Source organism: Marinobacter sp. C1S70, assembly GCF_000475355.1.
Taxonomy (GTDB): Bacteria; Pseudomonadota; Gammaproteobacteria; order Pseudomonadales; family Oleiphilaceae; genus Marinobacter; species Marinobacter nauticus.
On the sequence record NZ_AXBW01000073.1, the window covers coordinates 104,346 to 130,353 of the forward strand.

Genomic DNA, 26,008 nt, shown 5'->3' on the forward strand with positions numbered 1-26,008 from the left:
TTATGACGGAAGATCAGCTGGAACAACAATGCCTGGAATGGTTCGCCGAAGGCGGCTGGGAAATCGCCCACGGGCCTGACCTGGCACCGGAGGGCGAAGCCCCGGAACGGGCTGATTACCGGCAGGTATTGTTGCTGGCGGATCTTGAGGCGGCTATTCACCGCATCAACCCTCACCTGCCCCAGAGCGCCGTTGAACAGGCTGTGGCGGTCGTCCGCAAACCCGAAAGCCTGGACGTGGTGATCAGCAACCGGGCCTTTCACCGCCTGTTGCTGGACGGTGTGCCGGTGGAGTACAAGCTGCCCAGAGCGAACGATAAAGAGCACGATAAGGTAGTTCACGACCAGGCCTTTCTGGTGGATTTTAGCGACCTGAACGCCAACCGTTTCCGGGCCATCAACCAGTTCACCCTTGAAGGCGCCAAACAGCTGCGCCGGCCGGATGTGATCTGCTTTATCAACGGCCTGCCCCTGGCGGTGCTGGAGCTGAAGAGCCCCGGTGCCGAGAACGTGAACATCTGGGATGCCTACAACCAGATCCAAACCTACAAAGACGAATGCTCCGATCTGTTCGCCTACAACGAGGCGGCGATTATCAGCGACGGCTATCTGGCCCGAGTGGGCTCGCTAACCGCCAGCCAGGAACGCTACATGCCCTGGCGCACCATCAAGCATGAGGACGACAAGCCCCTGCTGGAATGGCAGCTGGAAACCATGGTGCGGGGCTTCTTCGACCGGGAGCTGTTTCTGGATTACATCCGCTACTTCGTGATCTTCGAAACGGATTCCGACAAGCTGATCAAGAAGATCGCCGGTTACCATCAGTTCCATGCGGTGCGTGAGGCTGTTCGTGCAACTGTGATTGCCGCTCGGGATATGAGCGGCGATGGTATCAGCGAGAAGCGGGCCACCTACGGCGACGAGGTTCAACCCGGCAGCAAAAAAGCTGGCGTGGTTTGGCATACCCAGGGCTCCGGCAAGAGCATTTCCATGTGCTGTTACGCCGGCAAGCTGCTGCAGCAGCCCGAGATGAACAACCCCACGCTGATTGTGGTCACCGACCGTAACGATCTGGATGGCCAGCTGTTCGCCACTTTCAGCGCCGCCCGGGAATTGTTGAAGCAGGAACCGGTGCAGGCCGATGACCGGGATACCCTGCGCCGCCTGCTGTCAGAGCGGGAATCCGGCGGTATCATCTTCACCACGGTTCAGAAATTCGCCCTGCTGAACGACGAATCCGGCCACCCGATTCTGAACGACCGCCACAACATCGTGGTGATCTCAGACGAAGCCCACCGCAGCCAATACGGTCTGAAAGCCACCCTCAAGAAAGACGGCACCTACAAGTTCGGCTACGCCCGCCACATGCGCGATGCCCTGCCCAATGCCTCGTTCATCGGCTTTACCGGCACCCCCATCGAGAGCGAAGACAAAGACACCCGGGCCGTGTTCGGCGATTACGTGTCCATCTACGACATCCAGGATGCCGTGGACGATGGCGCGACCGTGCCCATCTTCTACGAATCCCGCCTGGCCAAGCTGGACATCAACCGCGAACAGATCGAGGAGCTGTCCGATCAGGTGGAGGAAGTGGTTGAGGACGACGAAGACGTTGGCAGCCGCGAGAAAACCAAGGGCGAATGGAGCCGGCTGGAAAAGCTGGTCGGTGCCGGCCCGCGCCTGAAACAGGTGGCGAAAGACCTGGTAAACCACTTTGAAACCCGCTCCAGCACCATCGATGGCAAGGCCATGATTGTGGCCATGAGCCGGGAGATTGCGGTTCACCTCTATAACGAGATTGTCGCCCTGCGCCCGGAGTGGCACGACGACGATCCGGAGAAAGGCGCCATCAAGATTGTGATGACCGGCTCCGCCTCTGACCGCCCCCTGTTGCAGCCGCACATCCATAACAAACAGACCAAGAAGCGGTTCGAGAAGCGCTTCAAGGACATCAACGACCCGCTCAGGCTGGTGATCGTGCGGGATATGTGGCTGACCGGCTTCGATGCGCCCTGCTGTCACACCATGTATGTGGACAAGCCCATGAAGGGCCACAACCTGATGCAGGCCATTGCCCGGGTAAACCGCGTGTTCAAGGACAAGCCCGGCGGGCTGGTGGTGGATTACATCGGCATTGCCAACGAGCTTAAACAGGCTCTGAAAACCTATACAGACGCCAAGGGCAAGGGCTCCCCCACCCACAGCGCCGATGAAGCCTACGCCATCCTGCTGGAGAAGCTGGACATCATCCACGGCATGTTTGCGCCCGGCCCCAAAGGTAAGGGATTCAGCTACAGCGGATTCGAAACCGAGCCCCACAAGTATCTGGTGCCCACCGCCAACTACGTGCTCAGCCTGGAAGACGGCAAGAAGCGCTTCCTGGATACTGTGCTGGCCATGAACAAGGCCTTCTCCCTGTGCGCCACCCTGGACGAAGCCCAGGAACTTCAAAAAGAAGTGGCGTTCCTGTCGCAGGTGAAGACAGCCATCACCAAATTCACCAGTGTGGACAAGAAGCTGACCGAGGAAGAGAAGAACACCGCCCTAAAGCAGATCCTGGACAACGCGCTGGTCGCCGAAGGGGTAACCGATGTCTTCGCCCTGTGCGGCCTGGACAAGCCCAACATCGGGCTGCTCTCTGACGAGTTCCTGGAAGACGTTCGGCAGATGCCCTACAAGAACTTCGCCGTGGAGCTGCTGGAAAAGCTGCTCAAAGACGACATCAAGGCCAAAACCCGCAACAACGTAGTGCAGGAGAAGAAATACGCCGACCGCCTGCAGGAGACGTTGCGCAAATACAACAACCGGGGCATCGAAACTGCTCAGGTGATCGAAGAGCTGATCGCAATGGCCAAGCAGTTCCAGGCTGAAATGGAGCGGGATGCTGCGCTGGGCCTGAATCCGGACGAAGTGGCCTTCTACGACGCCCTGGCCAGCAATGAAAGCGCCGTGCGGGAGCTGGGCGACGAGATCCTGAAGAAGATCGCCGTGGAGATCACCGACAAGCTGCGCAAATCCACCACCGTGGACTGGCAGGTACGGGAGAGCGTGCGGGCCAAGCTTAGGATTCTGGTGCGGCGGACGTTGCAGCGGTACAAGTACCCGCCAGACAAGGCGCCAGCGGCGATTGAGTTGATTATGGAGCAGGCGGAAGCCTTATCTAACCACTGGACAAGGTGAGTAATGAATTACTATACCGAGGGATTCGAACGTAAGGTGAAACGCGGAATCGAGATCACTGCCGTCCCCTAGATCTGCCCGGCAGGGTTCTGGACGATTGGGTACGGCCACCTCTGCGACGCCGCATGAACCAGAGATTCAACTGAATCAAATCCCGGGCTGCAACTCCACCTGCACCTCTCGCGATTTGCCGGCCCGTTCCACGGACAAGACCACCACATCGCCGACCTTCCTGTCGTCGAGCCAGGCGAGCAGGTTGGCCACATCGTCGATCGCCGTGCCGTCGATGCGAACGATGCGGTCGCCGGGCACGATGCCTTGCGGGGTAATCTCGACCCCAGCGAGCCCGGCTTTGTGTGCTGCAGAGCCGGGGGTGACACGCAGCACGAACACGCCCTTGTTTCCGGTCAGTGCAAGCAGGCGCTGATTGAGCTGTTCGTCCACCTCGATGCCAAGCGCCGGGCGGATGTACTTGCCGGACTTGATGAGTTGCGGCACTACCCGCATGACGGTGTCCACCGGCACTGCAAAACCGATCCCGGCCGAGGCGCCGGAGGGGCTGTAGATCGCCGTGTTGATGCCGATAAGCCGCCCGGCCGAATCGAGCAGGGGGCCGCCCGAGTTGCCGGGGTTAATGGCGGCGTCGGTCTGGATCAGGTGATCAATAGCCGGGCCGCCCGCTTCTCCCGGTAACGAGCGGTCGAGCGCGGAGACGATGCCGGTGGTGAGCGTCCAGTCCAGGCCAAAGGGGTTGCCGATAGCAAACACTTTCTGTCCCACCTTGAGGTCGGCGCTGGTGCCGACCGGCACTGCAGGCGGGCGTTTGAAGCCGACGCCGATCTTGAGTACGGCGATGTCGTGTGCTGGGCTAGCCCCCACCAGTGCGGCCCGGTAGTCGCGGCCATCGGCGAGTTTGACGGTGGCTTCGGACGCGCCCTGGATAACATGGAAGTTGGTGACGACGTGGCCGGCGTCGTCCCAGATGAAGCCCGATCCCGTGCCACGGGGCACGGAGAAGACATTGCGCGTCCAGACGTCGCGCACCAGCTGCGCGGTGGTGATGTAGACCACCGATGCTCGGGATTTCTCGAACAGTTCGATGGTGGCCTGTTCGTCTGCGGCCAGATCGCCACGCGGCGTGACGGTGCGCTCAGCGGCTTCGCGCGGGCTGAACCAGGCTTCGATGGCGGGCAGGAACTGCCAGAACAGCATGAGTGCGGCAACGCACGTAGTGATGAAGAGCCACCGCCGGACGAATTGATCCGGAGCTGGGCGTTGTGGGTAAGGATCGGGGTAAGCCATGACGGGGGTTCCTTTCGAGTGATTTAGCGCCAAAGGCCGCTCAGGCCCCGGCGTGGTGGGCGCATCGGGGCGAACGACCTTGGTACGAGATATTCCGTTTGGAACGGCAGGGTCTGCGATGACTGAGGCGCCAACTCCATCAGGCGCGCGATACGATCCTCTGTCGTCGGATGCGTGCGCAACCAGGACGGTTCGGGATTGCCCCAACCGGGCAACATCCAGGCGCGCCACGAGCGGCTCACCCGTTCGATCTTCGCCAGCGCCGAGGCGAGTCCGTGCGGATCCCCCGTCAGCTCTACGGCCATCCGGTCGGCATCGAACTCTCGCACGCGTGACAGGCCCAACTGCGCGAGCAGTGCCAGTTGCGGCGAAGCGGCCAACAGCAGTAAGCCAAGCCAGTTAATTTCTACGGTACCGGCCAACAGCGCCGGCATACTGATCAGGAGCGTAATCTGACCCAGCAATGCCAGCAGGCTCGTGAGCCGGCTGATCGAATCAGCCAGACCCATGACACGCAGATCGTCTTGAGCGATGTGCGCGACCTCATGCGCCAGCACGGCTTGCAGTTCCCGGATACTCAGGCTGCGGAGCAGGCCATCAGTGAGGGCAATAGAGGCATGGCGTCGCGAACCAGTAGCAAAAGCGTTGACGATGCCGCTGGGCACATAGTGGGGAACCGGCGTATTCGGTAATCCGGCGCGCACGGCCAACTCCCGCAACAGCGACCAGATTGCGGGGGCTTCCTGGTAATGCAAGGGACGGGCGCCATAGAGGCGCAAGGTCATCGCAGGGGCGGCGACAGGCTCGATCAGCAGGGTCAATGCGCAGGTTGCCAGTGCCAGCCAAAGGCCAATCTCGCCGAACAGCAGACTACCAGCGGTTGCTGCGATCCCCACCAGGGTCAAAACCAGCAGCGCGGTTTGAAAGCGATTGAGCCAGCGGTGCCTCGACCTGGCATCGTGTCGATCGTCTAGACTATAAAGAGCCATGGTCCAATTGCTCGCTCATCCGGTCGTCGCGTTCACGCATGAGCCAATAGGTCAGACCCAAGGCCAGTATCGTCCCCGCCAGGGCGGCCACTTTGGCAGGATCAACGTCAGGGCCAAGGATGATGAACTTGCGGGCCAGTGCCAGGATCGCGATCAGAATGACGGTCTTGACCTGGATGATGCTTTCCTTACGCAGCGCCACTCTGACGATCGAATGTTTGAATTCCATCGCGATCAGGAGCGTCATGATCATGCCGAACACATTCTGGAATACCTTGTGATCCAGGGGATTGAAGGCATCGAGGACCAGCAGCGTGAAGACGATAGCGATGAGCTGGAACAGCGACACCACGATGATGACGGCAATTACCGCTGACAGAACGAGGGCGACGACCTGCTCGAAGCGCTCGTAAACCGTCATCAGCCGCCACTGGGAGCGCATCTCGTCAAGGGTCGTGTGGCCAGGTTCTTTAGGCATAAGCGTTGCTCTCTCTTTCAATGAAACGTTAATGGAACGGGGAGTGCGAGAAGACGACTCGATCAGCCTCTTGCACGTCAACCCTTCGTCCCATGCATGGCATCAATCCGGCTTCTGGTCCGGCGGCAGCAATCCCAGCAGATCTGCCTGCAAATGTTGCAACTTGTCGATGCCAGCCCTCAATGCCTCGACACGGCCGGCTTTTTTCATTTCACTCAGGGTGTGAGCCAACTGCTGGATGCTCTGATGCAGGACATCGACCTGATCATCAGGATCCTTGCCGAAGAACGTAGGGCGACCACTTTGATCCCGCCAGTATTGGAGTGTTTCGGATTGAGGAGGCACTTGGGTCTTACCTGACAGATAGTCGATCATCTGGGAAATCCAGACCCGGTGGTCAGCGTATGTGAACGGCACGGGCAGCGCGGAGCGACTGTCAGGTTTGAATCCCTTCCAGGATAAGGGTACCTGCCAGGTGTGTAGCCATTGCTCGAATTCATGCGCCGGCATCGGATGCCCGATGGCATAACCCTGGCCCCACTCGCATCCCAGACGCAGCAGCATTTCACCATGCTGAATGGATTCGACTCCCTCCGCGATGCAGTTCCTGCCAAACGACCTTGCCAGTGCCAGTAGCGCATCCAGGATGGCGATATCGTCCGGATCCTCGAGCATGTCGCGTATAAAACCTTGGTCGATCTTGAGCAGGTACGCGGGCAGGCGCTTCAGATAGGTCAGCGATGAATAGCCGCTGCCGAAATCGTCGAGGGCAAAACGCAATCCCATCCTCTCGCACAGCGCCATCAACTGAGACACTTGAACGAAGTCCTCCACGGCGCTGGTTTCGAGGATTTCCAGTTCAAGGTCTTGCGGCTGGACACCGGGATGTCGTGACAACATACCCCGTAGATGCATGATGAAGTCCGGTTGCAGCAAGTGCCGCGCACCGATATTCACGCTGATCGGGACATGAAGGCCGGCCTTGCGCCAAACTTCGATCTGGGTCAGCGCAGCCTCGATGGTCCATTTCCCCACGTCAATCCCGAGCGGATGGTTCTCAATGATGGGTATGAAGGAGGCAGGAGATAACAAGCCACGCGTCGGATGTTGCCAGCGGATCAAGGCTTCGGCGCCCAGCACCTCACCGGTGCGCATGTTGACCTTAGGTTGGAAGTAAAGCAGAAACTGCCCATTGGCAAGTGCATTCTCTATGCTGTCCAATCCTTCGTGACGGGTGCGCAGCGTACGATCCTTCTCCGTATCGAAAACGTGATATCGATTCTTGCCAGCTTGCTTGGCGAAATACATGGCCTGATCTGCCTGCCGCAGTAGTTGGTCGGCGTCGATGTCTTCGCCTTGCGGGTAGTAGCTCACACCGATACTCGCGCTCACTTCGCACAGTGCGTCACCAATCGGTACGGGCTGTGAAGCCACCTCGATCAGGCGCTCGAGAATCGGTACGCTGACGGAACTATCCGGCAGGTCGACCAGAATAGCGACAAACTCATCACCACCAAGGCGGGCCAAGGTATCGTCTTCGCGCAACACCTGCGTCATACGCCTGGACAGGACGGAAAGCAATTTGTCGCCGACTGCGTGGCCGTGCTGGTCGTTGACCTTCTTGAATCCATCCAGATCGATGAAGACAACCGCCAGGTGCATGCCACGCCGACGTGTCTGACGAATGGCCTGCTTAAGGCGGTCTCCAAGCAATAGTCGATTGGGCAAGCCGGTGAGCAGGTCGTAATGAGCAACGCGTTCAAGCTGTTGCTGGTTCTCCTTCAGCGCTGTGATGTCGGAAAACATGGCGGCGTAATGCTCGATATTGCCCCGCATATCCGGGACCGCACTGATCGTCAGCAGCGCGGCAAACTGACTGCCGTTCTTGCGTCGGCACCAGAGCTCTCCGTGCCAATAGTCGTGCTCACGCAGAGCCTGCCAAACGGTCTGATAGAACTCATCGTCATAGCGATCGGACTCGAGCAGACGAGGTGTCTGACCCATTACTTCCTCCCGCGCATAACCAGTGATCACGGAAAACGCCCGATTGACGTTGACTATGTGGCCTTGAGCGTCCGTAACGAGGATGCCCTCTCCTGCGTGCTCAAAAACTTTAGCCGCAAGGCGAAGCTCTTCCGCGGATCTTCTGCGTGAGGTGACATCATGGATATAACCGTGCCAGAGGATGCTCCCATCAGGCATGGCTTCAGGCGACGCCTCGCCTTCGACCCAGATCACCCGACCGTCTGGAAACTGCACCCGGTACTCGTCATGCCAAAGCGCGAGTGACTGCCCCGACGCCTGTAGGGTTTCATGCACACGGTCGCGGTCTTCAGGATGGAGCGCAGCGAACGCAGGAGTGGCATCTTCGACAACATCCTGCGGTGCAACCCCGTATATTTCCCGCATCTTCGCGCTGGCATAAGGGAAGTGCGAGCTGCCGTCCGGACGAAGACGGTATTGGTAAAGCATACCGGGAACGTGGCTGGCCAACTCTTCTCGCTGTAGGCGCATAGAGTTCAGCGCCTGCTCGACCCTCTTGAGATCGGTGATGTCCTCTACCGTCGCTGTGGTCAGCTCGATGGGTTCTCCGGTGAACAGCGGGTGCTGGCACCGCCCGCAATTGGGCTTCTCTGCCAACTTGTTGGCTGGCACGCCATTGATGGATTGGCAGTGTGGGCAGACGATATGAAGTCTGTCACTCATTAGGGGCTCCCTGAGACACAGAGGAAGCAATGGCTCCGGCAGTTGGACCACTGTGACATGGGGATTCGAGCTGTAGCCCTTGCGTCAGTTGCCGGATGCTGTATTCATCCAGCGTTTCCCGTGCGAGCAGTTCGCGCGCGCACCGCTCCAGCACTTCTCGGTTAATTTCGAGAATTCGGTATGCACGATCAAACACACCCATCACGATGTCACGGATGGCTTGGTCGATGCGTGTCTGAGTCGATTCGGCTACCCGGCAGCCACCCTGTACCAGTTCAGGCGCATCAAGAAAACGCGGCCTCTGTGCCTCAAAAGCAACGTACCCCAAACCCTCATCCATGCCGAAGCGCGTAATCATGTCGCGGGCGATGTCGGTGGCCCGCGCGAGATCGTCTGATGCCCCTGTGGACAGCTCGCCAAACACGAGTTTCTCAGCCGCCCGCCCGCCCAGGAGCACGGCGATCTTGTGCTCCAGGTCGGCACGTGTCATCAGAAATCGGTCTTCTGTGGGCCGCTGCAGGGTGTAGCCGAGTGCACCGATGCCACGCGGAACGATTGAAATCTTGTGTACCGGATCGGTGCCGGGCAGCGCCAGCGCCACCAGAGCGTGTCCCATCTCGTGATAGGCGACAGTTTCCCGCTCCTTCGGATTGAGCACACGGTTCTTCCTTTCCAGGCCGGCCACGATGCGCTCGATGGCGGCGGTGAAGTCCTGCAGTTCCACAGCCTGCGCCTTGCGCCGGGTCGCGTTCAGCGCTGCTTCGTTCACGAGATTGGCCAGATCGGCGCCGGAAAAGCCGGTGGTCAGTGCCGCCACCTGTTCCAGATCGACATCGTGGGCCAGGGTGATCTTCTTGACATGGACCTTCAGGATATCCAGGCGACCTTTCTTGTCGGGGCGGTCTACCAGCATCTGACGGTCGAAGCGGCCGGCGCGCAGCAAGGCCTGATCCAGGACCTCCGGCCGGTTGGTGGCTGCGAGGATGATCAGTCCGACCGAGCTGTCGAAGCCGTCCATTTCAGTAAGTAACTGGTTCAGCGTCTGCTCACGCTCGTCGTGTCCACCGTTCGGTCCTCCGACACCGCGTGCACGGCCCAAAGCATCCAGCTCATCGATGAAGATGATCGCCGGTGCCTGCGCACGCGCCTGTTCGAACAGGTCGCGCACACGGGCCGCTCCCACGCCGACAAACATCTCGACGAACTCTGATCCGGAGATGGAGAAGAAGGGCACCGCCGCCTCGCCGGCCACGGCCTTGGCCAGCAGTGTCTTGCCCGTGCCCGGTGGGCCAACCAGCAACACGCCCTTGGGAATGCGCGCCCCGAGCCGTCCATACTCCTGCGGATTCTTGAGGAAGTCGACGATCTCAACCAACTCCGCCTTGGCTTCATCAACGCCAGCGACATCGGCAAAGGTCACGCCAGTATTCTTCTCCATGAATACCTTTGCACGGCTCTTGCCAATGCTCAGGAAGCCCCCCATGCCCTGTTTCTCAGCGAAGCGTCGGAACAGGAAGAACCAGACGCCGAAGAAGGCCACCGCCGGCAGAGTCCAGGAGAGCACATCACGCAGCCAGGTGCTTTCCACCACTCGCGCGTAGGACACATCGTATTTCGACAGCTGCTCGGCCAGGTCGGGTTCGACGCGGGTGGCCACGATGGAGGTCTTGCCACGACTGTCCGGTGATTTCAGGCGCCCGGTAACCGTGCGGTCCGACACCAATACTTCGGCGACGCGCCCCTCGGCCAGCGCTTTCTCGAACTCACTATAGGGAACGGGTTCAACCGTCTTCGCCGCCTGCCAGTAGTTCTGCAGCGTCAGCAGCAACAGGCCGGCGACGATCCAGTAGCCGATGTTCCATTGATCTTTCTTTTCCATGGGCAATGTTCCTCGCAAGTCGTGTCGCTAGAGAATGGGGGTGAACAGACGGGCCACCCCGTCGCGCAAGCGGATGGCCAGCGGGCGGGCGCGCAACGCCATCGCCGATATCTCGTCCGCCGCATCACGGGCGGCATCAAAAAGGGATGACAGCCGCGTAGACAACGCGGTGTCGTACACCTCCACATTGAACTCGAAGTTCAGGCGCAGGCTGCGTGCATCCCAATTGGCCGAACCCAGGCAGCACCACGCTCCGTCTACCAGCATCAGCTTGCTATGGTCGAACGGGCCAGGCCGTTCGAAGATGCGCACACCGTGCTCCAGCACCTGCCAGTAGTGGGCGCGCGCGGCCCATTGCACCATGGGATGGTCACCGTTCGCAGGCGTCAGCACGTCGACACGCACGCCGCGCAACGCAGCCGTACTCAGCGCCGCGATCATGGGCTGATCGGGGACGAAATACGGTGTCCAGATGCGCACCGAATGCTTCGCGGCGCTCAAAGCGCCCATGAAGGTCCAGCGCATCCGGTCCAGGGCCTCGTCGGGACCGGCCTCGATGCCGCGCGCCCAACTGGTTCCCGGCTCATCAGCCGTTACGGGCGGTTCGCCCCAGAAACCCTTACTGAGCCGCTCGCCCGTGGTATCGCACCAATCATCGGTGAAGCTCCGCATCAGATGCTCTACCACCGGCCCGCGCAGACGAAAGTGCAAATCGTGACAGGCCTGGCCCGGCGCATCGGGCCGCCAACACGGACCGAAGATGTTCATGCCGCCGGTGAAACCCGTCTCGCCATCGATCACCAGCAGCTTGCGGTGATTGCGCAGATGCGCGGCATGCAGGCGCGCGGGAATCAATGTCGGGTTGAACGTCGCCACCGGAACGCCGGCGCGCTGCAAGGCGCGGTAGGCGCTGCGGGGCGTCCAGCGGGCATACACGTCGTCGATCAGCACCCGTACTTGCACGCCGCGCTCATGAGCCCGGCGCAGCGCATCGACGAACTGCGCCCCGATGCCTTGGCTGTCGAAGATGTACGAGGTCAAGGCGACGCTGTACCGCGCCGATTCGATGGCGGCGAGCATGGCCGGGTAGGCCTGCTCGCCATCGACAAGCGGCTCGATGCGGTTGCCGCCGGTCAGCGACTGGCCGGTGGCGCGTCCCACTAGGTGGGCCAGACCGGCAAGCGGCGGCGATACAGCCTCGGGCATCGTGGGCGAGAGGTCCTGCCGAGCAGCAGGATCTGCCCCCGAGAAGAGCCGCCGCGCCCGCCGCCGGTAACGGTTGATGCCGAACAGCCCATACAGCAGCGAACCGCCCAGCGGCAACAAGGCGATCAGCAGTACCCACAGCGTGGCCGATCGAGGGTCACGCTTGTAGATGACCGCGTGCCCCGCTGTGGGGATAGCGACCGCCAGCGACACGAGGGTGGCTGCCCATGTCAGCCCATTGGGGTCGGACACGACAGCCTCCCATCGCTCAAGATTCGCCGCCCGCTGACTTCTTCTTGCGCGCAGGCTTGCTCGCGTCGCCAGGCGGTGCCTCGGCCACGTTCGCGGCATCGGGCTTTTCAGGCTCGGTCGGCTTCGCGGGTGGCTCCTGGCGCTCGAAGACCACCCGTTCGGCCTTGTCGTCCCAGCGGGCGCTGGCGTGATCGTCCTTGCCGATACCGCCACCCAGCATCTCGCGCGCCAGTGCCGTCTCCAGCTCGCTGCGGATCAGCCGCTTGAGCTCACGCGCGCCGAACTCGGGCTTGTAGCCTTCCTCCGCGAAGTGGTCGATCAAGGTCTGATCGAAGGTCAGCGTCACGCCCTGGCTGGCGGCGTTGCGGGCCACACGATCGAGCTGCAGGCCGACGATATGGCGGATCTCCTCCTTGCCCAGCGCATGGAAGACGATGATCTCGTCGATGCGGTTGAGGAACTCGGGGCGGAAGCGTCCGCGCAGCACGTCCATCACCTCGGACTTGGTCTTCTCGTATTCCTCGCCGGCGGCGCCACGGGCCTTCAGTCGACGCTGGATGATGTCCGAGCCCAAGTTCGAGGTGGCGATGATGATGGTATTGGTGAAATCCACCACCCGGCCCTTGCCGTCGGTGAGCCGCCCGTCGTCGAACACCTGCAGCAGGATGTTGTAGACGTCGGGGTGAGCCTTCTCGATCTCGTCCAGCAGCAACACGCTGTAGGGCTTGCGACGCACCTTCTCGGTGAGCTGGCCGCCCTCGTCATAGCCCACATAACCCGGAGGTGCGCCCACCAGGCGTGCCACGGTATGGCGTTCCCCGTACTCGGACATGTCGATGCGCAGCAGCGCACCTTCATCGCCATAGATGGACTCGGCCAGCGCCTTGGCGAGCTCGGTCTTGCCCACGCCGGTCGGCCCGAGGAACAGAAAAGTCGCCACCGGCTTGCTGCCTTCGCGCAGGCCCGCGCGCGACAACCGCACGGCATCGGCCACCGCGCGCACTGCTTCGTCCTGGCCCACCAGGCGCTCGTGCAGCCGCTGCTCCAGATGCAGCAGCTTCTCGCGTTCTTCCACCGTCAGCTCGTTGACCGGAATGCCGGTCAGGCGCGAGACGATCTGCGCGACATGCTCGGCCTTGACTTCGGCGCTGCCCGAGGCGCGCTCGCGTTCCCATTCCTCGACCAGCTTCTTGAGTTCAGTCTCCTTGGCCTCGATGCGCTTGCCCAGCTCGGCGGCCTTGTCGTACTGCTTGCGCGAGGCCACATAGTCCTGCTCACGCCGCAGCTGGTGCAGTTCGGACTCCAGCTCTTGCACCGCCACCGGGCGGGCCGTGGCCGACAGCTTCACGCGTGCGGCCGCCTGGTCGAGCAGGTCGATGGCCTTGTCAGGCAAAAAGCGCGCGGTGATGTAGCGGTCCGACAACTCGGCGGCGGCGATGATCGCATCCTCGGTGATGCTGACCTTGTGGTGCGCCTCGAAGGTGTCGCGCAGGCCGCGCAGGATCATCATGGTCTGCGCTATCGTCGGCTCGGGCACCATCACCGGCTGGAAGCGACGCTCCAGCGCGGCGTCCTTCTCGATGTACTTCTGATACTCGTTGAGCGTGGTAGCGCCGATCAGGTTCAGTTCGCCGCGCGCCATCATCGGCTTGAACACGTTGGCCACGTCCAGCCCGCCTTCGCCGCCACCCTGGCCTGCACCGACGATGGTGTGCACCTCGTCGATGAAGAGAATCAGCTCGCCCTGGTGCTCGGTCACTTCCTTGAGAACCTTCTGCACGCGCTCCTCGAACTCGCCGCGGTACTTGGCGCCTGCCACCATGGCGTTGATGTTGAGTTCGACCAGACGCTTGTCGCGCAGCGTCTCGGGCACTTCGCCGGCGACCATCCGCTGCGCCAGCCCTTCGACAATGGCGGTCTTGCCGACGCCGGGCTCACCGATCAACACCGGGTTGTTTTTCTTGCGCCGGGCCAGCACCTCGATGGTGGTCTCGATCTCCTGCGCACGGCCGATGACCGGATCGAGCTTGCCCTCGCGCGCCATCTTGGTGAGGTCGCGCGAGTATTTATCCAGCTCGGGCGTGTTGGTCGGCGTCTCGGCGCGGCCATCCTCGGCCCCTTTGCCGACCACCTTGCTTACCTGCTGGCGCAGCGCTTGCGGCGTGAGACCGTAACGGCGCAGCAGGTTGGCCGCCAAACCTTCGCCTTCCTCGGCGAGCCCGATCAGGAAATGCTCCGGCCCGACATAAGAGTGGCCGAGTTCGTTGGAGGCCACGAAAGCACGGCTGAGCGCGTCCTTGACCCGGGGCGACACGCCGATCTCGCCCTCGAACGGCTTCTCGCCGCGCTTGGCTTCGGATTCGATTTGCCGCTTGAGATCATCGACCTTGATCTTGAATTGCCCCAGAATGGTCTTGACCACGTCGCTGTCGGCGAGCGCCAACAGCAGGTGTTCGGTATCGACTTCGGGGCGGCCAAATTCGGCGGCATGTTTGGCGGCCTCCTGCAACAGGGCCTCGGACTGTTCGCTGATACGGCTGGCCAGCCCACTGCCGCGCCGGCGCGCGGTGCCCGTACCGGCCGGGGCGGGTTCGCCGAATGAGGCATCGACTACCTCATCGGTATCGGCCGCCATGGACGGTGCATCGTCACCGATGCGGAAGAAGTCGCTGCCGAGGAAGTCTTCGAACAAACCGCTGCGCGAGCCAAACAGAGCCTCCAGCGGCGAGACGGTGCGCTTTTGCTAGCGCGCCAGTTGGCGATAGTGATCGTCACACAACAGCATGGTGCTGTGACGACCATTGAGATTGGCTTCCACCCGCACCGTGGCGGGCTGGCCGCAGACCTGGCATTGTTTTCTGGCCATGCTCATGCTCCTTGAGAGGACTGATTTGACGAGGCGCTGAAGGTCACGGCGCCTCGCCATTCACTTGGTTTTTCTGTAGAGAACAAGCCGATCGGCGTCAGCCGTTGATCGGGATCGAGCGGCCCTGCTGCTTAGGCGCACTGGCCTCGCGCTTGTCCATCGTGATCGTGAGCACGCCGTTCTTGAAGGCGGCCTTGATCGATTCCTGATTGGCGTTGTCAGGCAGGTTCAGGACACGCTGGAAACTGCCGTAGGAGCGTTCGACGCGATGGAAGCCACCCTCCTTCTTTTCCTGCTCCTGGCGTTTCTCGCCCCGTACCATCAGCACATCGTTGTCGAGCGTGATCTGAATGTCCTTTTCCTCGACGCCAGGAACCTCCAAAGAAATCTTGTACTGCTTGTCGGTTTCCTGGATGTCAAGTACCGGCTTCAGCATGCCCGGCAAGTCCGACGGCCATCGAGGCATGGCCTGTGCCGGAAAGCCGAAGCCTCGAAACGCATCGTCAAAGAGGCGGTCGATCTCGCGATGCAATTGCAGGATGGGACTGACGGGACCGCCTGCCACTGGCAGGTCATTGCGCTGCACGGGCAGCGAGGCAGCGCTCTGTTGTTCTTCCTGTTCTTTCTTAAACCAGTTCCAGGGAGCCAACTTCTTGAAATCAATGTCCATGTCACACCTCCAGAAGAAAAATTGAAGACTCTCGCTCACTCCGTTTGCCTGCGGCGACGGACAGCGCGCCCAGACGACACGGAGTGTTCCGCTGACTTCGGCTGCTCATCTGTACGTATCACCTCCTTCTTTCTGCCTGCTTGGGTCTGATCATTGATCCATCGATCGATTTCACTTTGACGAAACCGCCATGCCCCCCACAATTTCCGCCGTCGTACAGCCTCAATCGAGGGTTTTTTTCAAGACCTTGCAAGGTATGGCGCCTAACATGCAGAAAGTCAAGAATCGACATCTCGCGATCTGCTGGGCGATTGATGTGACACAAATTTCCAGAGAGGGTGTGCTGGGGCGGTCCGATCCGGCGTTAGGCAAAGGTTTAATCGGGAGCCTACATGTGCTCCGGGCAGCCGCAGATCAAACACCGATCCTCACGTTATAACCGAGCGCCCGCAGCCCCTTGCTTGTCCGCATGTTCCTTGGTGGAAACTCGTCTGAACGCGCCCAGCCGACGATTTCATCGAGTCTGCTCGGACTATCGCAACCCGACGCCGACCCAGCCGAGATTTTTCACGAAGCAAAACGGCCACTTGGTACGGGCGGGCACCCTCAAGAACAGTGCTTTGCTAACGAACCTCATATGCGGGCGCGGGTTCGGTTCCGTGTTCCATCACCACCTTGCAAGAGAAAAGCCCTTGATATCAGGGACTTTTCTCGTTTCTGGAATAACCCAATCCATGTAGCTCACTCTCAACACTCCGGAAAATGAGGCCATCCATGAACCAACCAGACGACCCGGAAAGCCTCACAGAGCTGGTGGCCAGAATCGGGACCATACCCGGGATAAAGATCGGGTGTCGGTTGGGGATCTGATGGCCGCGGTGGGCGAACGTTCTTTTGGCCCACTGGTGCTGCTGGCCGGTTTAATCACGGTGGCGCCGCTTATTGGCGACATTCCCGGCGCGCCCACCTTGCTGGGCCTGCTGGTCCTACTCACCCTGGGCCAGTTGCTGTGCCAGCGTCGCTCGGTTTGGATTCCCTCCCGTTTATCGAACCGCCGTATTTCCAAACAGAAACTGTTTAAAGGCCTGCAATGGACGGACAAACCTGTCACCATTTGATACAAAGCTGATAACGAATGGCTGCGTATAAAGCTGCTACTATTGCTACATAACCTTTTGATCGCTGGCACCTTGTTTGTGGTCGTCAGCGCATGAATCAATACTGTGAGCTCCGGCAAGGAGCTTTTATCTTTTTTGCAAGGATCGGTTTATGTCCAGCAAAGCGAAGCAGTCCCAGAAACTCCTGCTGTTCCGCCTGTTCGGCTCGCGGCTGTTTGGCATCGGCACTTTGAAAATCCGGGAAATACTCCCATTTCAGCGGTTAACCAAATTGCCCCACAGCCACCACGCTGTGATCGGAACCGCGACCTTCCGGGGCTCGGCCGTGCCGGTCATCGATATGTCTGCGGCCGTGGGCTACCCGGCGCTTACCCGCGAGGAGCAGGAAAAAGCTTCCATCATTGTCACCGACATACAGCGCCAGGAAATCGGTTTTCTGGTGCGCAGTGTTCAGCAGATCATCGAGACAGACTGGAAAAGCGTGATGCCGCCGCCCAAGGCTCTGGGCACCAACGCCTTTATTACCGGCTTGCTGGATTTGGATGGCGACATTATCCAGCTACTGGATGTGGAGTTGCTGTTGGCCAAGGTGTATCCGGAATCCCTGGATGCCCAGGACGTAGTGCTGTCAGATCTTCAGAGCGAAACACTCAAGTCTCTGAATATTCTGCTGGTAGACGATTCTCAGGTGGCCCGTAAACAGCTGAGCGATGTGCTGGACAGCAAAGGCATCAGCTACCACGTCACCACCAATGGCGATGAAGCTCTTCAGGTGATGCTCAGAGAGCACGAGCTGGGGCACCCGATCGAGATTCTGGTAAGCGACATCGAAATGCCGGGGCTGGATGGCTACGAGCTGACCTTCGATGTCCGGGATAACGCCAGCCTCAAGCAACCCTACATTATCCTGCATACCTCACTGAACAGTGAGATGAGCCTGAGCTACGCCAATCAGGTCGGGGCCAACGAGGCCCTGACCAAGTTTGACGCGGATGAACTGTTACAGGCCATGCTGCGCGGAGCTGCCCAGGCCGGCTAAAGCCGGCAGGTGAGCTCCGCCAGCTCTTCATCAAAGACTCGCCGGTTCTCGCTGTAGTCCACCGGCACATCCACCAGGTGAACACCCCCAGCCTCCAGTGCACGCTCGAGGGTCGGGCGCAATTCTTCGGTACGGTTAACCCTGTGGCCAACGGCACCGTAGGAGTCCGCGTATTTCACGAAATCCGGGTTGCGGTAATCCAGCCCGAAATCTTCGTAGCCGTCCTGCCCCTGCTTCCATTTGATCATGCCGTACGCGCTGTCGTTGATGATCAGCACGACCAGGTTCAGCCCAAGGCGAACAGCCGTCTCCAGCTCCTGGCTGTTCATCATGAAGCCGCCATCGCCGCAGATCGACATAACCTTCAGCTCCGGATAAAGCATGGCCGCCATCATGCCGCTGGGCAGGCCCGCGCCCATGGAGGCCAGAGAATTGTCCAGTAGCACGGTGTTGTTGTCGTAAGCCGGGTAGTTGCGGGCAAACCAGAGTTTGTACATGCCGTTATCCAGCGCAATGATGCCATCATCCGGCATCACCGATCGGACATCGTGGACAATGCGCTGGGGAATCACCGGAAAACGGTCATCAGTGGCCCGCTCCTGAAGATGTTTGTCGACCGCCTGCTTCACTTCCATCAGGCCGGTGAAATCGTGGTTGGCACATTGTCCGCAGTGCTCGGCCATGTACTCCACACTGTTGGCAATGTCACCCACCACCTCATGCTGCGGAAAATACACCGGGTCGACATCGGCCCCGCTGAAATTCACATGGATGACTTTTTTACCGCCCGGAGTCATAAAGAACGGCGGCTTCTCCACCACATCGTGGCCAACGTTGATCACCAGATCCGCCCGGTCAATGGCGCAGTGAACAAAATCGCCGGCGGACAGGGCCGCATTGCCCATGTAACGGGGGTGACGCTCATCAATCACACCCTTGCCCATCTGAGTGGTGAAGAACGGAATGCCCGTCACATCCACCAGATGCAGCAAGGCTTTGGATACCCGTTTACGGTTGGCGCCGGCACCAATCATGATCAGTGGATGATGAGCCCTGCGCAACATGTCGCAGGCCATATCCAGGCTCTTTTCGCTGGCCGTTGGCCGGCGGGCATCACTGGGATTAAAGATATGAATGCCCGCTTCGGCGGATTCCTCGGCGATGTCCTCAGGTAACTCCAGGTGCACCGCACCGGGGCGTTCTTCCGAGGCAAGGCGAAAGGCTTCACGAACCTTGGCGGGGATGGTGTTAGCGTTACTGATCTGGCGGGTGTATTTGGTGAGCGGCCGCATCAGATCCACCACATCCAGAATCTGAAACAGCCCCTGTTTGGAGGACTTGATGGGCTTCTGCCCGGAGATCATCATCATGGGCATGCCGCCCAGCTGGGCGTAGGCCGCGGCCGTCACCAGATTGGTGGCACCGGGCCCGAGCGTGGACAGGCAAACTCCCACCTGGCCAGTCAGTCGCCCATAGGTCGCTGCCATAAAGCCGGCGGCCTGTTCGTGCCGGTTCAACACCAGGCGGATACTGGAATTGCGTAACGCTTCCAGGAAGGCGAGATTCTCTTCGCCGGGCACGGCGAAAATGTATTTTACGCCTTCATTCTCAAGTGCCCGGATAAATACTTCGGCGCCGTTAAGCGCCTGACGATGATCATTGGCCATAACTGTCCTCTTGATCTGAGAATTCTCAAATCAAGAGGATAGCATTACCTGAGCTTGAGCGTTGACAGGGTCCGTTCACGAACGCTGTTGAGCAGTTCTTCGTTATCGACCAGAGACTGGCCATAAGATGGCACCAGCTCCTTCATGCGGGACTGCCACTGCTCGCTCTTGATCTTCTCCGGGAAGCAGCGTTCAAGCACATTGATCATGGCGTTAGCCGCAGTAGAGGCCCCGGGAGAGGCACCCAGCAAGGCGGCGAGGGTGCCGTCTTTGGCTGCGACAATCTCGGTGCCGAACTCAAGCTTGCCGCCACCCTCTTCGGTCTGCTTGATAATCTGCACCCGCTGGCCAGCCATCTGCAACTTCCAGTCATCTTCGCGGGCATCCGGGAAGAAGTTGCGCAGGGAATTCACGCGGTCTGCATGAGACTGGAACACTTCGCCGATCAGATAACGGGTGAGGTCCATATTGCTCTTGCTGACTGACAGCATCGGGCGCAGGTTGGTCGCGCGCACCGAACCAATCAGATCGAAGATGGAGCCCTGCTTCAGGAAGCGGGTGGTGAAGCCAGCAAATGGCCCGAACAGCAGGGCGGGTTCGCCATTGATGATGCGGGTATCCAGGTGCGGGACAGACATCGGCGGCGCGCCAATCGGTGCCTTACCGTACACTTTGGAATGGTGCTCCTTGACGATGTCCGGCTTCTGGCACACCAGCCACTGGCCGCTGACCGGGAAGCCACCGTAACCGCGGGCCTCATCAATGCCAGACTTCTGCAGCAACGGCAGCGCGCCACCACCGGCACCAAGGAACACGAAACCGGCTTCCAGCTTGGTCAGTTCGCCTGTCTTCTGGTTTTTCACCCGCAGTTTCCAGCGGCCATTGTCGCGCTGATCAATGTAGTGCACCGGGCTGCTGAGCATCAGCTCAAAGTTGGGCTGGGTTTCCAGCCACTTCACCATGCTTCGGGTCAGTGAACCGAAATCCACGTCGGAACCATGTTTGATTCGGGTCGCGGCCACACGCTGCATAGGATCACGGTGGCGAACCACCAGCGGCATCCACTCTTCGAGATCCTCCGGGCTTTCCGTGTATTCCATTTCCTGGAACAGGTGGTGCCCGCTCAGACGCTCGTAACGGCGCTTTAGAAACGCCACGTCTTTCTCGCCCCAGACGAAACTCTGGTGCGGCGTACGATTAATGAAAGAAGTCGGCTCCGGCAGGATGCCCTGCTCAACCAGGTAAGACCAGAACTGCAACGACACCTCGAACTGGGCATTGATTTTCAACGCCCGCTCAATCTCGACATCGCCATCATCGGTTTCGGGGGTGTAGTTCAGCTCGCAGTAGCCGGCATGCCCGGTACCTGCATTGTTCCATCCGTCGGTGCTCTCATGGGCAACGTGGTCAAGACGTTCCACCATGACGATGTCCAGGGACGGATCCAGCTGCCTGAGCATCATGCCGAGGGTCGCGCTCATGACGCCCCCACCGACCAGCACTACATCTGCCTGTCTAACGGCCATTGGTTTTCACCCTAGCTTAGTGTTGAAGCCTGCTGCCACTCCACGATCAGCAAAGTGGCCTGTCGGAAGCCGGCCTGGCGCGAGGTAGACGGCGCTGCCGTGAGCTTCCGGTCTGAAATTGCGCGCAATTATCCCGATTTTCGCCGAAAGAATAAATTGCGATTATCAATTGATGCGTGTCGGTTGTGGGCATGGCTGGCACCAGCGGTGCGATTTCCGGTGTGCTGGCACATTGCCCGTCATCTTATCGTTTTGCCGGGATTATCTCGTGTTTTGTTAACAATATCAGCGCCACTTTAGTCTGATACCCCGGAGTCCAACCATTGGATCATCCGTATTTACCTGCAAAGGCGCGCATCTGAGTGCTGACCACTCGCCCCTTAATACGGTATCTTGTGCGCCAAACACTCAGCTCCGGGCCTTGGGCCGGGGTTTCTGACGTTAATCTGCTTGAGGTTTCTCTATGTTGATGGCCATCGGTGCCGTTATTGCCGGCCTGATCCTGCTGGTCTGGAGTGCGGACAAATTTGTGGAAGGAGCCGCCGCCACCGCGAAACACCTGGGCATGCCTACGCTACTGATCGGCATGGTCATTATCGGCTTCGGCACATCTGCTCCGGAACTTGCGGTCTCTGCCATGGCTGCGTCTGACGGCAACCCCGGCCTGGCTCTCGGAAACGGGTACGGCTCCAATATCACCAACATCGCCCTGATTGTTGGCCTGACCGCCATCATCGCGCCGATCGCCGTGCACTCACAGGTCATCCGCAAAGAACTGCCACTACTGGTCGTACTCACTCTGATTGCCGGTGCGCAACTGATCGACGGAGAGCTGAGCCGACTGGATGGCTGGGTGCTTCTGGGCGTTTTTGCTGCTGTGATGGGTTGGTCTATCTATCAGGGTATACGCGGAAAAGGTGACCCGCTCGGAGGGGATGCCGAGTCCGAAATCGTTGCCCACCCAATGCCACTGAAAACCGCCGTTATCTGGCTGGTGATCGGGCTGATTCTGCTGATTGTCAGTTCACGGCTGCTGGTTTGGGGCGCGGTCGCCATTGCCCAGAGTCTGGGTGTGAGTGATCTGATCATCGGCCTGACTATTGTCGCTATCGGCACATCACTGCCGGAACTGGCTTCGGCCATTGCCGCCGTCAAAAAGAACGAACACGACCTAATCCTGGGCAACATCCTGGGCTCAGGCATCTTCAACACCCTGGCCGTGGTGGGGCTCGCCGCAGCGATTCAACCGTTGTCGGTAGACCCTGAGGTGCTGTACCGGGACTGGACGTTAATGCTGGGCCTGACTCTGGCGCTGCTGGTCATGGGCTTCGGCCTGACCGGTTGGCGCAAGCTCGTATCGAGGGTTGACGGTGCCCTGCTGCTGGCCGTTTACATCGGTTACACCGGCTATTTGTTCTCCACCGTGGTCTCTGCCGCCTGAGCATCGCCGGCGGGGCAGTTTATTCTGCCTCGCCGTCGCCCAGTAATTCCTCCAGGTTCTTACGCACGCCCGCCATAATCTCCGCGATGTCGTCCTTGCTTTTTCCTGCCGTGTCGATGGGAGTGCCCACGCGCACGTCCACCGGCTGCCCCAGGTTAATTTGCCAGGTGCGCGCGGGCAGCACCCGATGAATCCCCCGAATCGCCACCGGCACAATCACAGCCTGGGTATCCAGAGCCAGGTGAAAGCAGCCTTTCTTGAACGGTAACAGCTGACCATCCGGAGAACGGGTGCCTTCCGGGGCTGCCCACAACACAATGCCACTTTCCATCATCTGACGGGCTTTCTCCAGATCCTTCACCGCCCGGTTGCGCCGGGAACGGTCAATAGACGGAAACTCGGCGGCTCTCATGGCCTGCCCCAGCAGGGGAATGCTGAACAGCTCTTTCTTGGCGAGCATGCGGATTGAACCTGGCAGTGACACAAAACTGACCGGTATGTCGTAGTGGCTGGCATGGGTGCTCATGATGATGTAGCGCCGGCCATCGTTGAAGTCCGGCACTTCTCCGCGAACAACCAGGCTGGCCCGAACCAGCCGCAACAACGCCGCCGACCATTCCCGGCAATATTTGTCGACAATCGGCCGGTTCAGGCGTCCGAACAGGGCCCGCAACAGGACCAAGAGCGAGTACAGCGCTGTCAGCCCCACGGAGCCAATCACGACGCCGGCACGTCGGAGCAGGGTAGCCGACTCGGTAAGCGGGCTCAGATTCAGTCGCTTCATTTTGAATACCTCAGGAACATTCCGGCCGGCGCCTGCAGGGGCCGGACAATAGCGGCGGATTATACCGGCTCCCGGACCCACTGAATAACACCTGAATATTTGATCAATTATTAACCAGGATCTATACGTAATAAGGTTATACATACGCAAACCGAACCGCGTATTCGCCCGTCCGCAAACAAGACCAAAGACTGGAGACGGAACATGAAAACCGAAACAACCCTGGAGCGGGGCCCTAACGACCCGGGCCTTGCCAACCCTTCCCGGCGCAGCATTCTGATCGGCAGCGCCGGCGCCATGGCGGCAGTCAGCTTGCTGGGATTCAGCCGGCTCAGCGCCGCGGAAGAACCAAAATCGCTACCGGATTATGCCGCCTGGAAAGAACGCAGCGCGCTGATTATCCACAGCACCAACACCATGGAAACCCAGCGCGGCGCCATCGGCAACGGCGTCATCACCGCCAGCGACCGACTGTTTGTGCGCAACAACCTGCCGGCTCCGCCCGCAAGCGTTACCGACAACCCGGATGCCTGGGAAGTCCGTGTCGAAGGCGTGAAGAATCCGAGAACCCTGACCGTGGGTGAGCTGAAATCCATGGGCGTGACCACCGTTGCCTCGGTACTTCAGTGCTCCGGCAACGGTCGGGCGTTCTTCCCTCACGGAGCCAGCGGTACCCAGTGGTCCGTAGGCGCTGCCGGATGCGTCATGTGGACGGGAGTACCCCTGCGTGATGTGGTCGACGCGCTCGGCGGAGCTGTGGACGGTGTACGTTACATCACCGGAACCGGCGGTGAGAGTCTGCCCGATGGAGTCGACCCAAAATCCATCATGGTTGAGCGCTCAATTCCCACCCGCGCCCTGGACAGCGCCCTGCTCGCCTGGGCGATGAACGACGAGCCTCTGCCACACACCCACGGGGGACCACTGCGGCTGGTGGTGCCCGGTTACTACGGTGTGAATAACGTTAAATACGTGAAACAGATTGCCCTTACCGAAAATCAGACTGACGCCAAGATCCAGGCCTCGGGTTATCGGGTGCGGGATGTGGGCATGAAGGGCTCACCAGACCAGCCCTCCATGTGGGAGATGAACGTTAAATCCTGGGTCACTTCACCACTGGAGTCCGGCCGGAAGGGACGCAACATGATCTACGGTGTGGCCTTCGGCGGTACGGTCGCGCTGGATAAGGTGGAAGTATCGACCGACGGCGGCAAAAACTGGAAACCGGCGCGGTTCCTGGGGCCGGATCTGGGGCCTTTTGCCTGGCGTCCTTTTGTGATGGCTGTCGATTTCGGCCCTGGCGAGCACCGAATTGTCAGCAAGGCCACCGATGTGGAGGGTAACAGCCAGCCCGAAGGGCGGATAGATAACGAGCGTGGCTACGGCCACAACGGATGGAGTGACCATGGCGTAACGGTCACCGTGGGTTGATCCTCAGTGGGCGGAGCCGGAGATAGCGCTGCCCGCTGATTCCAGATGTAGAAGACCATGAAGAGACAGCCTCAGACACTGATGGCCGCCAGCCTGACCCTGGCCTTACAAACCGCCCATGCCGACAACGAATCGGGAAGGGCGATTTTCACGGAAGTGGCGCAACCGTCCTGCACCATTTGCCACACGCTGGCCGATGCCGGCGCCTCCGGGTCTATCGGCCCCAACCTGGATGAGCTGCGCCCGAACCGGGATCAGGTAATCCGGGCCGTGACCAGTGGCGTTGGCGTTATGCCCGCCTTTGAGGAATCCCTCACCGAAAGCCAGATTCAGGCGGTAGCAGACTATGTGGTGTCCGTCACCAGCGCCAAGTAGCAGGACCCTATTCCGTTTCGCGGAAGTCCATGGCAATGGAGTTCAGACAATAACGCTGCCCGGTAGGTGGCGGCCCATCAGGGAACACGTGGCCCAGGTGACTGTCGCAACGGGGGCAACGAATTTCGATACGGGTCATTCCAAGACTGGAGTCCTCCAGGTATCGGATATGCTCCGGGTCGAAGGGCTGGAAAAAACTTGGCCAACCAGTGCCGGAATCAAACTTGGAATCGGAGCTGAACAGCGGCAGATCACACAACCGGCAGTGATAGGTGCCGGACGTTTTGTTATCCAGCAACGTGCCACAGAAGGGACGCTCGGTGCCGTGATCGAGCAGCACCCGGCGTTCTTCCTCAGAAAGATGCTCAGCCCGGGCTTCCACTTCTGCCCGGGTTAACGGTGTCAGGTCATAGCCTGCTGCAGATACAGACATCGGTGCCTCCTCAAGCCTGGTCCGGGTCGTCTTTGCTGAATTCGGGCTTCAGCTGTTCGGGCCAGGTGTTGGCCAGCTTTTCCATTTTTGGTGCCGCTACCGCCATGATGTACGGTTGCCAGGGATTACGGGCGGCAAAGTTCTGGTGGTGCTCCTCGGCCGGATAAAAGGCTTCCAGGGGTTCCAGGGTCGTCACGATGCGATCCGGATACACGCCGGCGGCATCCAGCTGGCGGATATACGCCTCGGCTACATCGTGCTGCTCTGGGGTCTCATAGAATATCGCGGAGCGATACTGGCTGCCGACATCGTTACCCTGTCGGTTGAGCTGGGTGGGATCATGGGCCACCGAGAAGAACAGCTTCAGCAGTTGGCCGAAGCTGACCCGTGCCGGATCATAATGCACCTCGATGACTTCGGCGTGCCCGGTTTTCCCGGTACAGACCGCCTCGTAATTCGCGGTACTGGCTTCACCGCCGGCATAACCAGAGGTCACACGTTGAACACCGTCAACCGCCAGAAAGACCGCTTCCACACACCAGAAACAGCCCCCCGCCAACACCAGCCGGGACTCACCGGCCGCTTCAGGCAGATCCTGTTCAGGGTCCGGGAAACGACTCCTGGGAACACTCAGGCCGGGCAGATTACATGCATCGGTCATGGGCCA

The 26,008-nt window shown here is 60.0% G+C and carries 18 protein-coding genes and 3 pseudogenes; 6 read left to right on the forward strand and 15 right to left on the reverse strand.

What is annotated here, in order from left to right; translation table 11 throughout:
* Positions 1 to 2 precede the first annotated feature (2 nt).
* A complete protein-coding gene (locus Q669_RS15915) occupies positions 3 to 3,179 on the forward strand; it encodes a type I restriction endonuclease subunit R (protein WP_022993045.1) in 3,177 nt (1,058 codons plus the stop codon).
* 147 nt (positions 3,180 to 3,326) lie between these two features.
* On the opposite strand, the gene Q669_RS15920 is transcribed toward Q669_RS15915, so the two are convergent.
* The 10 genes and pseudogenes from Q669_RS15920 to Q669_RS20160 form a co-directional block, all read right to left on the reverse strand.
* Entirely contained in the window at positions 3,327 to 4,481 is a 1,155-nt protein-coding gene (locus tag Q669_RS15920; protein WP_011786799.1) for a S1C family serine protease, read from the reverse strand.
* Between the two features lie 23 nt (positions 4,482 to 4,504).
* A complete protein-coding gene (locus Q669_RS15925) occupies positions 4,505 to 5,470 on the reverse strand; it encodes a zinc metalloprotease HtpX (RefSeq protein WP_011786800.1) in 966 nt (321 codons plus the stop codon).
* Positions 5,457 to 5,948: a phosphate-starvation-inducible PsiE family protein gene (locus Q669_RS15930; protein WP_011786801.1), complete on the reverse strand. Its 492-nt coding sequence runs from the start codon at positions 5,946 to 5,948 to the stop codon at positions 5,457 to 5,459. The genes Q669_RS15925 and Q669_RS15930 overlap by 14 nt, the downstream gene beginning before the upstream one ends.
* A gap of 102 nt (positions 5,949 to 6,050) precedes the next feature.
* Positions 6,051 to 8,654: an EAL domain-containing protein gene (locus tag Q669_RS15935; protein ID WP_022993047.1), complete on the reverse strand. Its 2,604-nt coding sequence runs from the start codon at positions 8,652 to 8,654 to the stop codon at positions 6,051 to 6,053.
* Positions 8,647 to 10,533 (reverse strand): ATP-dependent zinc metalloprotease FtsH, encoded by a 1,887-nt coding sequence (gene ftsH / locus Q669_RS15940; RefSeq protein ID WP_022993048.1) that lies wholly within the window; start codon positions 10,531 to 10,533, stop codon positions 8,647 to 8,649. The genes Q669_RS15935 and ftsH overlap by 8 nt, the downstream gene beginning before the upstream one ends.
* 27 nt (positions 10,534 to 10,560) lie before the next feature.
* Positions 10,561 to 11,991: a cardiolipin synthase gene (cls, locus tag Q669_RS15945; RefSeq protein WP_022993049.1), complete on the reverse strand. Its 1,431-nt coding sequence runs from the start codon at positions 11,989 to 11,991 to the stop codon at positions 10,561 to 10,563.
* Positions 11,992 to 12,007: 16 nt separating this feature from the next.
* Positions 12,008 to 14,857: pseudogene (gene clpK, locus Q669_RS15950) on the reverse strand (heat shock survival AAA family ATPase ClpK).
* Positions 14,858 to 14,954: 97 nt separating this feature from the next.
* A complete protein-coding gene (locus Q669_RS15955; protein WP_022993052.1) occupies positions 14,955 to 15,527 on the reverse strand; it encodes an Hsp20/alpha crystallin family protein in 573 nt (190 codons plus the stop codon).
* Between the two features lie 35 nt (positions 15,528 to 15,562).
* A pseudogene (locus Q669_RS19955) lies at positions 15,563 to 15,733 on the reverse strand (DNA-binding protein); the annotation flags it as partial.
* A 208-nt stretch (positions 15,734 to 15,941) separates the two neighbouring features.
* Positions 15,942 to 16,055 (reverse strand): annotated as a pseudogene (locus Q669_RS20160) (phospholipase); the annotation flags it as partial.
* A gap of 323 nt (positions 16,056 to 16,378) precedes the next feature.
* On the opposite strand from Q669_RS20160, the gene Q669_RS15965 reads away from it, so the two are divergent.
* Positions 16,379 to 16,645, forward strand: coding sequence for an exopolysaccharide biosynthesis protein (locus Q669_RS15965; protein ID WP_022993053.1), 267 nt, complete (start codon positions 16,379 to 16,381; stop codon positions 16,643 to 16,645).
* Positions 16,646 to 16,796: 151 nt separating this feature from the next.
* On the forward strand, positions 16,797 to 17,684 hold the full coding sequence (locus tag Q669_RS15970; protein ID WP_011786808.1) for a chemotaxis protein: 888 nt from the start codon (positions 16,797 to 16,799) through the stop codon (positions 17,682 to 17,684).
* Here Q669_RS15970 and Q669_RS15975 read toward each other — a convergent pair.
* Together Q669_RS15975 and mqo are read right to left on the reverse strand one after the other, a co-directional pair.
* Positions 17,681 to 19,351 carry an acetolactate synthase large subunit gene (locus tag Q669_RS15975; RefSeq protein WP_022993054.1) on the reverse strand — a complete coding sequence of 557 codons (1,671 nt, stop codon included), beginning with the start codon at positions 19,349 to 19,351 and terminating at the stop codon, positions 17,681 to 17,683. The two genes, Q669_RS15970 and Q669_RS15975, sit on opposite strands and share 4 nt — an antisense overlap.
* A gap of 44 nt (positions 19,352 to 19,395) precedes the next feature.
* Positions 19,396 to 20,877, reverse strand: a complete 1,482-nt coding sequence (mqo, locus tag Q669_RS15980) for a malate dehydrogenase (quinone) (protein WP_011786810.1) — start codon at positions 20,875 to 20,877, stop codon at positions 19,396 to 19,398.
* Positions 20,878 to 21,340: 463 nt separating this feature from the next.
* On the opposite strand from mqo, the gene Q669_RS15985 reads away from it, so the two are divergent.
* On the forward strand, positions 21,341 to 22,318 hold the full coding sequence (locus tag Q669_RS15985) for a calcium/sodium antiporter (protein WP_022993056.1): 978 nt from the start codon (positions 21,341 to 21,343) through the stop codon (positions 22,316 to 22,318).
* Positions 22,319 to 22,337: 19 nt separating this feature from the next.
* Here the strand turns inward: Q669_RS15985 and Q669_RS15990 are convergent, their stop codons facing one another.
* Positions 22,338 to 23,102: a lysophospholipid acyltransferase family protein gene (locus Q669_RS15990; protein ID WP_022993057.1), complete on the reverse strand. Its 765-nt coding sequence runs from the start codon at positions 23,100 to 23,102 to the stop codon at positions 22,338 to 22,340.
* A gap of 204 nt (positions 23,103 to 23,306) precedes the next feature.
* Between Q669_RS15990 and Q669_RS15995 the strand changes: the two genes are divergently transcribed.
* Complete coding sequence (locus Q669_RS15995) at positions 23,307 to 24,533, forward strand: sulfite oxidase (RefSeq protein ID WP_022993058.1); 1,227 nt, start codon at positions 23,307 to 23,309, stop codon at positions 24,531 to 24,533.
* Positions 24,534 to 24,590: 57 nt separating this feature from the next.
* A complete protein-coding gene (locus Q669_RS16000; RefSeq protein WP_022993059.1) occupies positions 24,591 to 24,908 on the forward strand; it encodes a c-type cytochrome in 318 nt (105 codons plus the stop codon).
* A gap of 7 nt (positions 24,909 to 24,915) precedes the next feature.
* Here Q669_RS16000 and msrB read toward each other — a convergent pair whose 3' ends face one another.
* Positions 24,916 to 25,341, reverse strand: a complete 426-nt coding sequence (msrB, locus tag Q669_RS16005) for a peptide-methionine (R)-S-oxide reductase MsrB (RefSeq protein WP_014422632.1) — start codon at positions 25,339 to 25,341, stop codon at positions 24,916 to 24,918.
* 10 nt (positions 25,342 to 25,351) lie between these two features.
* Positions 25,352 to 26,002, reverse strand: coding sequence for a peptide-methionine (S)-S-oxide reductase MsrA (msrA, locus tag Q669_RS16010; RefSeq protein WP_014422633.1), 651 nt, complete (start codon positions 26,000 to 26,002; stop codon positions 25,352 to 25,354).
* Between the last annotated feature and the right edge of the window lie 6 nt (positions 26,003 to 26,008).